Source organism: Kocuria tytonicola (assembly GCF_003687455.1).
Classification (GTDB): domain Bacteria; phylum Actinomycetota; class Actinomycetes; order Actinomycetales; family Micrococcaceae; genus Kocuria; species Kocuria tytonicola.
In genome coordinates this window covers 1-13240 of record NZ_PHOA01000024.1, presented here as the reverse complement: position 1 = coordinate 13240, position 13240 = coordinate 1, and the positions used below count along the sequence as shown (strand labels likewise).

The 13240-nt window shown below is 72.9% G+C and carries 14 protein-coding genes and 1 tRNA gene; 10 read left to right on the top strand and 5 right to left on the bottom strand.

What is annotated here, in order from left to right; all coding sequences use genetic code 11:
* The first annotated feature begins 4 nt into the window (after positions 1-4).
* Positions 5-1513 (top strand): PepSY-associated TM helix domain-containing protein, encoded by a 1509-nt coding sequence (locus tag CWC38_RS04585; protein ID WP_121845642.1) that lies wholly within the window; start codon positions 5-7, stop codon positions 1511-1513.
* Positions 1514-1812: 299 nt separating this feature from the next.
* Here the strand turns inward: CWC38_RS04585 and CWC38_RS04580 are convergent, their stop codons facing one another.
* Positions 1813-2175, bottom strand: coding sequence for a hypothetical protein (locus tag CWC38_RS04580; protein WP_121845641.1), 363 nt, complete (start codon positions 2173-2175; stop codon positions 1813-1815).
* A gap of 1 nt (position 2176) precedes the next feature.
* Entirely contained in the window at positions 2177-3388 is a 1212-nt protein-coding gene (locus tag CWC38_RS04575; RefSeq protein WP_121845640.1) for a pyridoxal phosphate-dependent aminotransferase, read from the bottom strand.
* A 255-nt stretch (positions 3389-3643) separates the two neighbouring features.
* Between CWC38_RS04575 and CWC38_RS04570 the strand changes: the two genes are divergently transcribed.
* The 6 genes from CWC38_RS04570 to CWC38_RS04545 all read left to right on the top strand — a co-directional run bounded on the left by CWC38_RS04570 (position 3644) and on the right by CWC38_RS04545 (position 7719).
* Positions 3644-3716: transfer RNA gene (locus CWC38_RS04570), tRNA-Trp, on the top strand.
* Positions 3717-3779: 63 nt separating this feature from the next.
* A complete protein-coding gene (secE, locus tag CWC38_RS04565; RefSeq protein WP_121845639.1) occupies positions 3780-4046 on the top strand; it encodes a preprotein translocase subunit SecE in 267 nt (88 codons plus the stop codon).
* Positions 4047-4091: 45 nt separating this feature from the next.
* Positions 4092-4979, top strand: coding sequence for a transcription termination/antitermination protein NusG (gene nusG / locus CWC38_RS04560; RefSeq protein ID WP_121845638.1), 888 nt, complete (start codon positions 4092-4094; stop codon positions 4977-4979).
* A 135-nt stretch (positions 4980-5114) separates the two neighbouring features.
* Positions 5115-5546: a 50S ribosomal protein L11 gene (rplK, locus tag CWC38_RS04555; protein ID WP_068468054.1), complete on the top strand. Its 432-nt coding sequence runs from the start codon at positions 5115-5117 to the stop codon at positions 5544-5546.
* 86 nt (positions 5547-5632) lie between these two features.
* Entirely contained in the window at positions 5633-6343 is a 711-nt protein-coding gene (rplA, locus tag CWC38_RS04550; RefSeq protein ID WP_121845637.1) for a 50S ribosomal protein L1, read from the top strand.
* Positions 6344-6540: 197 nt separating this feature from the next.
* On the top strand, positions 6541-7719 hold the full coding sequence (locus tag CWC38_RS04545; RefSeq protein ID WP_121845636.1) for a GNAT family N-acetyltransferase: 1179 nt from the start codon (positions 6541-6543) through the stop codon (positions 7717-7719).
* A 206-nt stretch (positions 7720-7925) separates the two neighbouring features.
* On the opposite strand, the gene CWC38_RS04540 is transcribed toward CWC38_RS04545, so the two are convergent.
* Genes CWC38_RS04540 through moaA form a run of 3 tightly spaced genes read right to left on the bottom strand, consistent with a single transcriptional unit; the run spans position 7926 to position 10578 of the window.
* Positions 7926-9230 (bottom strand): molybdopterin-binding protein, encoded by a 1305-nt coding sequence (locus CWC38_RS04540; RefSeq protein ID WP_240625049.1) that lies wholly within the window; start codon positions 9228-9230, stop codon positions 7926-7928.
* A gap of 3 nt (positions 9231-9233) precedes the next feature.
* Positions 9234-9491: a MoaD/ThiS family protein gene (locus CWC38_RS04535; protein WP_439108830.1), complete on the bottom strand. Its 258-nt coding sequence runs from the start codon at positions 9489-9491 to the stop codon at positions 9234-9236.
* Between the two features lie 10 nt (positions 9492-9501).
* Entirely contained in the window at positions 9502-10578 is a 1077-nt protein-coding gene (gene moaA / locus CWC38_RS04530; protein ID WP_121845634.1) for a GTP 3',8-cyclase MoaA, read from the bottom strand.
* A 64-nt stretch (positions 10579-10642) separates the two neighbouring features.
* On the opposite strand from moaA, the gene CWC38_RS04525 reads away from it, so the two are divergent.
* The 3 genes from CWC38_RS04525 to CWC38_RS04515 form a co-directional block, all read left to right on the top strand.
* The gene (locus tag CWC38_RS04525; RefSeq protein WP_121845633.1) at positions 10643-11953 is read left to right on the top strand and encodes a molybdopterin molybdotransferase MoeA; all 1311 of its coding nucleotides are present in this window, start codon (positions 10643-10645) and stop codon (positions 11951-11953) included.
* A 112-nt stretch (positions 11954-12065) separates the two neighbouring features.
* The gene (gene moaC / locus CWC38_RS04520) at positions 12066-12494 is read left to right on the top strand and encodes a cyclic pyranopterin monophosphate synthase MoaC (protein WP_121845658.1); all 429 of its coding nucleotides are present in this window, start codon (positions 12066-12068) and stop codon (positions 12492-12494) included.
* On the top strand, positions 12491-13240 hold a 750-nt coding region (locus CWC38_RS04515), incomplete at its 3' end, for a MogA/MoaB family molybdenum cofactor biosynthesis protein (RefSeq protein WP_133306231.1). The genes moaC and CWC38_RS04515, both read left to right, overlap by 4 nt.

The following is a 13240-nucleotide window of genomic DNA, read 5'->3' as shown; positions in this document are numbered from 1 at the left end:
CACCATGTCCACAGCACTGGATGCATCGTCGTCCGAGCGGGCCCGCACGGGTTCGCACTCCTCGTCCGCGTGGCTGCTGCCGCTGCTGCGCCGGCTGCACTTCTACGCGGGGCTCTTCGTGGGCCCCTTCCTGGTGGTCGCCGCGGTCACCGGGGCCCTGTACGTGTTCACTCCGCAGCTGGAGCGGGTGGTCTACGCGGACGCCCTCACCGGCACCACGGCCGCCCAGCCGCTGAGCGTGGACGAGCAGGTCCGCGTGGCACGCCGGGCGGTCGGCACCACCGAGCCGCCCGTGAACGTCCGCCCCGCGTCCGACGGCGGGACCACGCGCGTCATGTTCGCGGACCCCGCCCTGGAGCGCGGCGAGTCCCACGCGGTCTTCGTGGACCCCGGCACGGGGCGCGTCACGGGTGAGATGACCGTGTACGGCACGAGCGGCGCCCTGCCGCTGCGCACCACCATCGACCGGCTGCACCGGGACCTGCTGCTCGGCGAACCGGGGCGGCTCTACAGCGAGCTCGCGGCCTCCTGGCTGTGGGTCCTCGCCCTGAGCGGCGTGGTGCTCGTGGTGCTCCACCGGCGCCGCGTGACCGCGGGGCGGCGGGCCCGCGTCAGCCTGGTGCCCCGGCCGGGGGAGGCGAACGCCTACCGGCGCACCCGTTCGTGGCACACGGCCACCGGCGTGTGGCTCGCCGTGGGCTTCCTGTTCCTCGCCGCCTCGGGCCTCACGTGGTCCGCGTACGCGGGGGATAACGTGTCCCAGCTTCGCACCGCGCTGAACTGGACCACGCCGAAGGTCTCCACGGGCCTCGGCGGGGGCTCCGGGGTGGCGGCCGGGGACGAGCACGCCGAGCACCACGGCCACTCCGGCCATCAGGGTCACGACGACCACCAGGGTCACCACGGCCACCACGGCCACGACGCCGCCGGGTCCCCGGGCTCCTTCGACGCGGTGCTGGCCACCGCGCGGGAGGCCGGACTGGACTCGCGGATCGTGGAGATCAAGCCGCCCGCCACGGACGGGGCGGCGTGGACGGTCTCCGAGAACGAGCGCTCCTGGCCCACCCAGGTGGACAGCGTGGCGGTGGACCCGCACCGGCTGCAGGTCACCGACCACGTGCGCTTCGCCGAATGGGGCCTTCCCGCGAAGCTCACCCAGTGGGCCATCGCCGCACACATGGGGCTGCTGTTCGGGCTGCCCAACCAGATTGTGCTGCTCGCGCTCGCCGCGGCCATCGTGGTGCTGGCGGTGAGCGGGTACACCATGTGGTGGCGCCGCCGCCCCACCCGGGCCGAGGGCGTGCAGTTCGGACCGCTGCCACCGCGTGGCGCCCTGCGCGCCACCCCGGTGTGGGGGTGGCTCGTCCTGGGGCTGGGAACGGTTGCCGTGGGGCTGTTCGTCCCGCTGCTGGGGCTCTCGCTGCTGGGCTTCCTGGCGGCGGACCTGCTGCTGGGGCTCCGGGCACGACGCCGCTCGGACGGCACCGCGTCCCGGGTCACCCCGCAGGAGTGACCGCGCGGGAGCGCCGCAGGCCCTGACACGGCAGCGGCACACGCGCTGAGACGGCGGCGTCGCAGGCGCAGACACGGCCATCCCCCGTGCTTCGCGGACCGCGCACCCAGGGTGGGCGGCGGGCCCGGTGCCGGGGCCCGGCCCGGGGGCCGTTCCTGCCGCCCTGCACCGGCCCGTCCCCGCAGCCCGGCACGCAGTGAGAACGGCCGTGGGCCCCACCGTCCGGTGGGGCCCACGGCCGTGGTGCACGTCAGCGCAGTGCCGGGTGGCGCGCGAGGTGCGGGGCGCCGGGAACGGGCTCAGGCGCCGTCGGGCCGGAAGTTGAAGCGGTCCACCGCGGCCCACGAGGCGGCGGCGTTGACCGCGGCCACCGTGAGCACCGAGGGCCACGCGCCGAGCTTCTTGGCGAGCGGGTGGGAGAGCCCGAAGCTCGCCCCGTAGAGGATGCCGAGGTTCGTGGCGGTCGCGGGACCGCCGGAGGCGAGCCACGTGCGGCCCGCCGCGGCGCCGCACACGGCGAGCACCACGCCGCCGAGGGGGCGGACCCCGGTGGCCCGGGCCACGCCGTAGCCGCCGACCAGACCCGCTCCCACCAGTGCGGCGCTGGGAACGGCCACGGGGGAGGGTACGCGGGCGCGCGCGGTCTCGAGGAGCTCGCTCATCTCAGTTCCCCCGTCCCAGGAACGCCTGCAGGCGGGAGAGACCCTCGGCGAGGTCGTCGTCGCCGAGCGCGTAGGACAGCCGCAGGTACCCGGACGGGCCGAACGCCTCTCCGGGGACCACCGCCACCTCGGCCTTCTCGAGGATCAGCTCCGCGAGCTCGGCGGAGGTCTGCGGCGTCACGCCGTCGAACTCGCGGCCCAGCAGACCGGTGACGTCCGGGTACGCGTAGAACGCGCCCGTGGGCACGGGGCAGTGCACGCCGTCGATCTCGTTGAGACCCGCCACGATGGCCCGACGACGCCGGTCGAACGCCTCGCGCATCTCGCGCACCCTGTCCATGGGGCCCTCCAGGGCGGCCAGCGCCGCGGCCTGCGCCACGTTGTTCACGTTGGAACTCAGGTGGGACTGGAGGTTGGTGGCGGCCTTGACCACGTCCTTCGGCCCGACCATCCAGCCCACGCGCCAGCCGGTCATCGCGTAGGTCTTGGCCACGCCGTTGAGCAGGATCAGGTTCTCGTGCAGGGCCGGCACCGCCTGGGCCATGGACACGAACTCCACGTCGTCGTAGGTGAGGTGCTGGTAGATCTCGTCGCTGATCACGAAGATGCCCTTGGCCGCGGCCCACTCGCCGATCGCACGGGTCTCCTCGGCGCTGTAGACCGAGCCGGTGGGGTTGGAGGGCGAGCAGAAGAGCAGGGCCTTGGTGGCGGGCGTGAACGCCGCCTCGAGCTGCTCCGGGGTGACCTTGTACTCGTTCTCCGCCCCAGCGAACACCTCCACGGGGTTGCCCCCCGCGAGCCGGATGGCCTCGGGGTAGGTGGTCCAGTAGGGAGCGGGGAGCAGGACGTCGTCGCCGTCGTCCACGACCGTCTGGAAGGCCTGGTACACGGCCTGTTTGCCGCCGTTGGTCACCAGCACCTGGGAGCTGTCCACGTCCCAGCCGCTGTCACGCCCGGTGGCGCGCGCGATCGCCTCGCGCAGTGCGGGGCGGCCGGCGGCGGGGGAGTAGCGGAAGTTCGCGGGGTCCTGGAGAGCCTCGGCCGCCGCGGCCACGATGTGCTCCGGGGTGGCGAAGTCCGGCTCGCCCGCCCCGAACCCGATCACGGGGCGGCCCTCGGCCTTGAGGGCCTTGGCCTTGGCATCCACCGCGAGGGTCGCGGACTCCGCGATGGCCCCGATCCGGTGCGAGATGCGCTGCTGCGCTGGTGACATGTGATCATCTCTCCTGGGCTGGCTGACGGGTGCCCGTGCTGGGACAGCCGGACGTGGAGCTTCCAGCTTAGGTGGCACGGGCGGGGCGTGCACGGGGCCGGCTTTGCGCGCAGCCATGCCGCCGCGTACCATGACATGCTGGTGCCGCCACCGGTTTCTCTCTCGCCATGCCGCGAGAGGCGATGCGCCGGATCGAGCCGCTGATAGGCTCGGGCACCGTGTTCACGTCGCGGGTCTCCCGCGAGACGGGACTGAAGGGCAGTGGCGCAATTGGTAGCGCAGCGGTCTCCAAAACCGCAGGTTGCAGGTTCGAGTCCTGTCTGCCCTGCTTCACGACCCACCACGGCACGCACACCACCGCCGAGACGTTGCTTCACGCAGGGGAGAGCCGATGTCGCACACCGTCACAGGACAGACCCCGGGTCGACCCGCTGACTCGGACCGCAGGCGCGGGATCTTCGGGCGCATCTGGCTGTTCATCCGTCAGGTCGTGGGAGAGCTCAAGAAAGTCGTTGCTCCGTCCCGCCGGGAACTCGTGAACTACGTCCTGGTCGTCGTGGTGTTCGTGGCGTTCATGATGGTCCTGATCTCCTTGCTGGACCTGGGGTTCGGGCAGCTGGCCATCTGGCTGTTCGGCAACGGCGACCAGCCCCAGTAAGCACCCGCACGTCCGTCCAGGCGCCCACAGAAAGCAGGAAACCCAGTGACCGATCACGAGCTCGAGAACGACGACACCCAGTCCGCGCCGGCCGACGCCCCCCAGGGTGACGCCGCGCGCGAGGAGTCGGCGGAGGGCGTGGCTGACACTGTCGGGGCCGTCGAGGTCTCGGACGCGCCGCAGGAGGTCACGGACGAGCAGTCCGTGCAGGACGCGGACATCGAGGCCGCGGCCGGCAACGGCGACGCCGTCCCCGTCCCGCTCGTGGAGGTCCAGGTCTCCGAGGACGCGGCCGAGGAGGACGTCGACCCTGTGGCCGAGTTCAAGGCCAAGCTGCGGCGCCAGGAGGGCGACTGGTTCGTCATCCACACCTACGCGGGCTACGAGAACCGCGTGAAGACCAACCTCGAGACCCGTATCCAGTCCCTCAACATGGAAGAGGACATCTTCCAGATCGAGGTGCCCATGGAAGAGGTCGTGGAGATCAAGAACTCCCAGCGCAAGACGGTGCGCCGCGTGCGCATTCCCGGCTACGTGCTGGTGCGCATGAACCTCACGGACGCCTCCTGGGGTGCGGTGCGCCACACGCCGGGTGTCACCGGGTTCGTGGGCCAGGACGCCTACAACCCCGCCCCGCTGCGGCTGGACGAGGTCTTCGACATGCTGGCCCCCACGTTCGAGACCCCCGAGAAGGCCAAGGGCCTGGGCGAGACCGCCGGTTCGGGTGCCCCCGCGCAGGGCGGCGCGGCCCAGCAGGTCACCGTGGACTTCGAGGTGGGCGAGTCCGTGATCGTGAAGGAGGGTCCGTTCGAGACGCTCCCCGCCACCATCTCGGAGATCAAGGTGGAATCCCAGCAGCTCGTGGTGCTGGTCTCCATCTTCGAGCGCGAGACCCCCGTGACCCTCGGGTTCGACCAGGTCACGAAGATCTAGTCCCGCACAAGTTTCGGAAAGCCCCCGGATGCGCTTTGGTCCGGGGCGTTTCCGTCCGGTCGCCGCGCCACGGCGACCACCCGCCGTCGTACGCTCCTGTGCGGCGGTACGCACAGCCAGAAAGAGGACCATCACATGGCTCCCAAGAAGAAGAAGGTCGCAGGCCTGATCAAGCTGCAGATCCAGGCAGGCGCCGCCAACCCGGCTCCTCCCGTGGGTCCGGCGCTGGGTCAGCACGGCGTCAACATCATGGAGTTCTGCAAGGCCTACAACGCGGCCACGGAATCCCAGCGCGGCAACATCGTCCCGGTGGAGATCACCGTGTACGAGGACCGCTCGTTCTCGTTCGTCACCAAGACCCCTCCCGCCGCGCAGCTGATCAAGAAGGCCGCCGGCGTGCCCAAGGGCTCGGGCGTCCCCCACACCAACAAGGTGGGGAAGATCACCATGGACCAGGTCCGTGAGATCGCCGAGACCAAGAAGGAAGACCTCAACGCCAACGACATCGACGCCGCCGCGAAGATCATCGCCGGCACCGCCCGCTCCATGGGCATCGAGGTCAACTGAGTCCTCCAGGCTCACCAGCAACACACTTCATCGTGGCAGGGCCGAGCGCGGTCCGCAGACCACAACTGCACAAGGAGAAGAAGCAGATGGCACAGCGCAGCAAGGCATACCGGGCAGCTGCCGAGAAGATCGAGGCGGGCAAGTACTACGCTCCCGCCGAGGCGGTCGCCCTGGCCAAGGAACTGGCCGAAGGCAGCAAGTCCGACCCCACCGTCGAGGTCTCCATGCGCCTCGGCGTGGACCCCCGCAAGGCGGACCAGATGGTGCGCGGCACCGTCAACCTCCCCAACGGCACCGGCAAGACCGCCCGCGTGGTCGTCTTCGCCGTGGGTGACAAGGCCGCCGCGGCCGAGGCCGCCGGCGCCGACTTCGTGGGCTCCGACGACCTGATCGCCAAGATCCAGGGCGGTTGGACCGACTTCGACGCCGCCGTGGCCACCCCGGACATGATGGGCAAGGTGGGACGCCTGGGCAAGATCCTGGGTCCCCGCAACCTCATGCCGAACCCGAAGACCGGCACCGTGACCATGGACGTCACCAAGGCCGTGAACGACATCAAGGGCGGCAAGATCGACTTCCGCGTGGACAAGCACTCCAACCTGCACTTCATCATCGGCAAGGCGTCCTTCGACGCCCAGAAGCTCGCCGAGAACTACGGTGCGGCGCTGGAAGAGGTGCTCCGTCTGAAGCCCTCCGCCTCCAAGGGCCGTTACATCACCAAGGCCACCGTGGCCACCACGTTCGGCCCGGGCATCCCCGTGGACCCGAACGCCACCGAGGTGAACACCCAGGCGTGATGCCGTTGCGCGGGTGACCTGCGGGTCTCCCGGCTCCGGAGCGGGGAGAGGGTCCGTGCCGACACCGGCCGGGCCCTCTTCCCATGTCCGGAACCGGAACGCCGTCATGCATTCATGATGTACTGGTGGGCGAGCCCTGCGACGGGCTCCCCACCGCGGCGCCGTTCGGGCTGAGAACGGCACGGAAGGAGAGCACTGTGACGCAGCCGTCACCGGTTCGGATCGAGCTGCTGCGCATCCCCGAAGCGTTCGACGCGCACGCGCGGCACCGGCTCGGGGAGGTCGCGGACCTCGTGAAGTCCTCCCGCCGGCACGTGTGGGGCACGGACCAGCTCAGCAACGAGGCGGACGACATCTTCCGCGACCTCAAGGACCCCTACGAGCGGGTCAACATCCTGTGCGCCTTCCTGGAGGAGCGGCTCGTGGGACGGGCCGAGGTGAGGATGCCGCTGCTCGCGGACACGGATGTGGCGCAGATCACGGTCCACGTGGCCCCGGACGAGACCTCCGAGGGCATCGGCCGAGGACTGCTGGGCGCCGCCGAGCAGCTCGCCCACGGCGAGTCCCGCCGCTTCATCAGGCTCGTGACCGAGCACCCCGCCTCGGAGGCGCGGGACCCCTCCGGGCCCGGGGACGGCAGCGCCGAGGGCAGCGGCGACACCGGTGCGGAGGAACCTACGGAGACACCCGCGCCCGTGGAGTGGCTCGACGCGGCGGACGGCTCCGGCAGGCTGCCCGCGAGCCACCGCCAGACCCGCTTCGCGCAGCACGCCGGCTACGCCCTGAACACGGTGAGCAGCTTTGCGCTGCTGCCCGTGCCGCTGGAGGACCAGCGGGCACGGCGGATCCAGGACTCGCTCGCCTCGGCGCCCTTCGCCGAGCACTACCGCATGCACACCTGGACGGGGGAGGCACCCGAGGAGCTGCTCGGACCGCTCGCGCAGCTGCACTCCAAGATCCCCACCGACTCCTTCGTGCGGCCGGCCGTGGTGGACCCGGATCCGTGGGACGGAGCCCGGGTGCGGCGCACCGAGCAGCTGCGCCAGGAGGACGGCGACCGCTCCCTGATGGCCGTGGTGCAGGATCTCCGCACGGGGGAACTGGTGGGGATGACCGAGCTCATCCTGGCCCAGCACCGCCCCGCCCTGGCCCTGCAGGACGAGACCCTCGTGGTGCGCGAGCACCGCGGCCACCGGCTGGGGATGCGTCTCAAGCTCGCCAACCTGGAGCAGCTGAGGGCCGTGGCCCCCGAGGTTGCCACGGTCTACTCGTGGACCCACAGCGGCAACGACCGCATGAACTGGGTCAACGCCCAGCTGGGATTCCGGGACGCCGGACAGTCCGCCATCTGGGAGCAGGACTTCAGCATCGTCTGAGACCCGGCGGCGGGCGAGCACGTCGCCCACCGTCACGGGCCCGCGCGGGGGAGACCCCCTGGGGCCGGAGCGGTGGTGCAGCGCCCGGGGCGGCTCGGCCCCACGATCCGTTGGGCCCAGGGCGGGTTGGGGCCGGAGCGGCCCGGGTCGTGGGCGGCCCGCCTCCTGCCCAGGCGGTCAGTCGGAACCCGTGGAGGCAGCGGGTCTCACCAGGGAAGAGCCAGGATCTCCGCGGCCCCGCCTGCCGCCAGTCCGCCCCGCGGCACGGCCAGCAGACCGTCCGCCGCGGCGAGCCCGCTCAGCATGTTCGAGCCCACGGAGCGGCACGGCACCCAGGCGCCCTCGCGGCGTCGTGCGGGGACCAGGCGGTCGCTGCGCCCGCCCGGCACGTCCACCCCGGTCACGGCGGGGGGGAACGGCTGGGGTTCCCGGCCCAGGAACCCGGCCAGGAATCCGCCTCCGAGCAGCAGCAGCACCACGACGGCGCCCAGCGGATTCCCGGGCAGCGCCAGCACGGCCGCTCGCTCCCCGGCTCCCAGCAGCGCCGGGTGGCCGGGCTGGAGCCCGAGCTGGTCCACGAGAACACGGGTGCGGGCGTGGACGAGCGGACGCACGTGGTCCGCTGCGGAGCGGGATGTCCCGCCCGTGGTGAGCACGAGGTCGTGGTCGGCGCACGCGGCGTCGAAGGCCGCGGCGAGCTGCTCCGGGTCGTCGGGAACCCGCTGCACGGTGCCCACCCGCGCCCCGTAGGCGGTCGCGATGTGGGGGAGGGACATGCTGAAGGCGTCCCGGACGCGTCCCGGCCCGGGTACTCCTGCGCTGAGGACTTCCGAACCGGTGAGGAGGACGGCCACCCGCGGCGGGGTGCGGACCTGCAGCGAGTCGAGGCCCGCCACCGCGGCGAGGGCCGCGTCCACGGGGGACACGGTGTCCCCCGCTGCCAGGAGCAGGTCCCCGGTGGCGCACTCGGTCCCGGCGGGGCGGAGGTGACGGCCCGCGAGCTCGGTCTGCGGCGCGCCGGGCGCCAGGTCGAGGGTGACTCCGTCCACGCGCGAGTACTCGTCCCGGACCACGGTGGTGGCGCCCGCGGGGACCACCCCGCCGGTGACCACGGGGACCGCCGTTCCAGGCTCCAGAGCAACGTCCGAGGCGGTGCTGGGGAGGGCGTCGTCGTGCCGCGGGGACAGCGGCCGCCACGGGCCGGGCCCGCGCACCGCCCAGCCGTCCATGGCGCTCGAGGCGTAGTGCGGTATGGGACAGGCCGCGTGGGCGTCCCGCGCGAGCACCCGCCCCGGGGCCTCCGCCAGGGGAACGGACTCGCAGGCGGCCTCGGCCCTGGTCCGTGCCAGGGCCGCGCCTGCCGCGTGGGCGAGGGCGCGCGCGGCCCGACGGTCGGCGTGGTGCAGTGCCGTGAGCGCGCGGGACCAGCGGGGGCTCGGTTCACGGGACGACTGCTCCGCCGCCACGCACTCGGGGGGCTGCAGCTCGGGCGACGACCGGTCGGAGGGCACCTTTCAGCCGCCTGCGAAGGGCGGGAGGACGTCCACCGTGGCGCCGGGTGCCAGGGGTGTGGCGGGATCCCGGGCGGTGATCCCGTCCACCAGCAGCGAGCACCGGGGGAGCACCTGGGCCAGGGTGCGCTCCCCCTCCGGGGCCACGGGGTGCAGCGTGACCAGCAGCTGCTCCAGGTCCGTGCGGTTCAGCACGGTGGAGGTGCTCACGTGCTCCTCGTCCGTTCCGGCGGCGGCCGCTGCCGCGGCGAAGTACCTCACGAGCACCCGATCAGCCCCCGATCGCACTCATGCTGCGGTCCGGCTGGACGTAGTCCCCGGAGTCCAGCCCCGTGTGGTCCATGCCGTGGGCCCTGGGCTTGACCCACATGGCCTCGCGCCACCGCTGGGCCACGTCCGCATCGGTGGCGCCCGCGCGCAGCAGGTGCAGCAGGTCGGTCTCGTGGTGGGAGAACAGGCACGAGCGGACGTGTCCCTCGGCCGTGATGCGCGTGCGTGTGCAGTCCTCGCAGAAGGGTTCGGTGACCGAGGCGATGATGCCCACGGTGCCGAGCACCGTCTGCTCGCCCCGGCGGCGCACCAGGTGCTTCTCCGCGGGGGCCCCGGCGCGGGGCACCCGGTCCGGTGCGAGGTCGAAGTCCGCGGCCAGGGACTCGCGGATCTCGGCGGCGGTGACCATGTTCTCGCGGGTCCAGCCGTGGTCCGCGTCCAGGGGCATCTGCTCGATGAAGCGCAGGTCGCAGCCGTTCTCCAGGGCCCAGTGCAGCAGCTCCGGCGCCTCGTGGTCGTTGACACCGCGCATCAGCACGGCGTTGAGCTTCACGGGGCTCATCCCCACGCGCTGCACGGCCGCCACGCCCTCCAGTGCCTCCGTGAGGCGCCCCCGGCGGGCCAGGCGCGCGTAGGTGTCCACGCACAGGGTGTCCAGGGAGATGTTCACCCGGGTCATCCCCGCGTCCCGCAGACCCTGGGCGCGGGCGGCCAGGCCGATCCCGTTGCTCGTCATGGAGACGGGCACCCCGGGCAGCTCCGTGCCCAGCGCCGCCACGAGCTCCTCCAGATCCGGGCGGATGAGCGGTTCGCCACCCGTGAGCCGGATCTCGCGGACGCCGAAGTCCGCCACCGCGATCCGGGCCAGGCGCACGACCTCGGCCACGGTGAGCAGCGACTCGCGCGGCAGCCACTGCATGCCCTCCGCGGGCATGCAGTAGGTGCACCGCAGGTTGCACTTGTCGGTGATGGAGATCCGCAGGTCCGTGGCGGTGCGTCCGAAACGGTCCGTCAGCGGTCCCTGCGTGGGCACCCCGCGGGTGGGAAGCACCCGGGGACTGCCGAGGAATACGGACATGCGTGCCAGTGTAGGCCCGACCCCCGACACCCTTGCAGCCCCGGGGGATGGCTACCCTGGTCCCATGGCCCGAAGCATGGAGCAGCACCGGAGCGCCCTGCGCGAGCTGCTCGCCCGCACCCGCCCGGACGACGCCGCCGCACTGCTCCGCCTCGACGCCGCCGCCGGTCACATCCTGGCGGGAGACCTCCTCGCGCCGCTGGCCCTGCCGCCGGAGACGAACTCCCAGATGGACGGCTTCGCGGTGTGCACGGCGGACCTGCGTTCCCCGCGTGCCGGTGGCGGCGCCGCCGCGGCACCGCTCGAGCTGCCGGTCGTCGGCATCAGCGCCGCAGGATCCCCGCCCGCCCGGCACGAGTGCGGCGCGGCCACGGCGGTCATGACGGGCGCGGTGCTGCCCGAGGGCGCGGACGCCGTGATCCCGGTGGAGCGTGTCCACCCGCCCCGCTTCGACACGCCGGTCATCACGGTGCCCGCAGAAACGGCCGCAGCCACCGCCCCGGGGACGTTCGTGCGCGAGGCCGGCAGCGACGTCGCCCGGGGTGCCGTGGCGCTGCCCGCCGGAACCGTCCTGGGGCCCGCGGCGCTGGGTGTGTGCGCGGCGCTCGGCCTGACGGGAACGGACACGGTGCTGGTGCGGCGGGGCCCGCGGGTCCTCGTGGTCAGCGGGGGAGACGAGGTGCTGCCCGCGGGAGCGCCCCTTCGTCCCGGCACGGTCCACGACGCCAACGGCCCCCTGCTGCGGTCCTGGTTCGAGAGCGCGGGTGCGGAGTCGGTGACCCACCTGCGGGTGGACGACGACGTCGACGCGTTCACCGCTCGGCTGCGGTGCACGGTCGGGGAGGACCACCCGGACCTCGTGGTCACGAGCGGCGGGATCAGCGCCGGAGCGTTCGAGGTGGTGCGGCAGGCACTGGAGCGGATCGCCGCGGACGTGTGGTTCGGCCACGTGGCCGTGCAGCCGGGCGGGCCGCAGGGGTGCGGCACCGTGCTGGGCGTGCCGGTGCTCTGCCTGCCGGGAAACCCCGTCAGCACGTGGGTCTCGTGCGAGTCGTTCGTGCGCCCGGCCCTTGCCGCGGTGTGGGGGTGCTGCGCGCCGCCGCGCTGGGTCGAGGCGCGCCTGGGGGAGACCGTGACACCCCTGGACGGCCGCACGCAGCTGCGCCGTGGGATCCTGGACACGGTGGGCGGGTCGGACCTTTTCGACGGCACCGGGCGCGTGCCTCGGGTCTCGCTCGTGGGCGGCGCCTCCTCCCACCTGCTGACGGCGGCGGCCCGCGCGGACGTCCTGGTGCGGATCCCCCCGGGCACGGACCCGCTCCCGGTGGGGACAGCCGTGGCCGTGCTCCCCGTGGCCGGGGGAGTGGTGGCATGAACGCACAGACAGACCAGTCAGCCGAACGAACAGGAGAACCACGGTGACCCAGCCGCACGACGAACCAGCCCAGGACCACCTGACACACGTGCGGGAGGACGGCACCGCGCACATGGTGGACGTGAGCGAGAAGTCTGTGACCTTCAGGGAGGCCACCGCGGAGTCCGTGCTGGTGACCCGCCCGGACGTGGTTGCCCTGCTGAGCGCGGGCGACCTCCCCAAGGGGGATGCCCTGGCGGTGGCGCGGGTCGCGGGCATCATGGCCGCCAAGCGCACCCCGGACCTCGTGCCGCTGTGCCATCCGTTGCCGATCAGCAAGGTCACCGTGGACCTGACCCCCGGGGAGGACCGCGTGGTGATCATGGCCACGGTGCGCACCCGCGGGGTCACGGGGGTGGAGATGGAGGCGCTGACCGCCGCGAGCGTTGCGGCGCTGACGCTGTACGACATGGTCAAGGCCGTGGACAGGGCGGCCACCATCGAGCACACGCGCGTGCTGGCCAAGTCCGGCGGCAAGAGCGGGGAGTGGAGCAGGGCATGAGCAGGAGTTCCCACCGGCACGTGGGTGCCGAGCGACCCGCCCACCGGGACGAGGTGGGCGACTACCACCTCGTGGGCCGCCGCGCGGAGGTCGTCATCGTCTCCAGCTCCGCGGCCGCGGGCACGGCCGAGGACCGCTGCGGCCCGCTGCTGCGGGACTGGCTCGCGGGCCGGGGCATGCAGGTGCGCGTGCACGTGGTCCCGGACGGCCCCGAGGTGCTCGCCCTGCTGCGGGAGCTCACGGCGGCGTCCCGCGCCGGGCACGGGCCGCGGCTCGTGGTCACGTCCGGCGGCACCGGCCTGAACTCGGACGACGTCACCCCCGAGGCCACGGCCCGGGTGGTGGAGCGCGAGTCCCCGGGCATCGTGCACGCCCTGTGGGCCAGAGGCCTGCAGAAGACGCCCACGGCCGTGATGAGCCGTGGCGTGGCGGGTCAGGTGGGCACCACGTTCCTCGTGAACCTGCCGGGCTCGCGCGGCGGCGTCAAGGACGGCATGAGCGTGCTGGACCCGCTCGTCGACCACATCAGCGCCCAGCTCGAGGACGTCCACGGTCACGGGCAGGACCGGTCCGTGACGCGCTCGGGGGAGGAGGTCGTACCCGCCGCCGCCCGGGACGCCGCGGACACTGCAGACACGCAGGCTCCCCGCGCCACGGGCGGGGCCGCGGACGACGCCGCTCGGACAGCGGTCCCGGACGCGGCGTCGTCGTCCCCGGGCCGGGGCGGGGGTGGCTCCGGTGGGGAG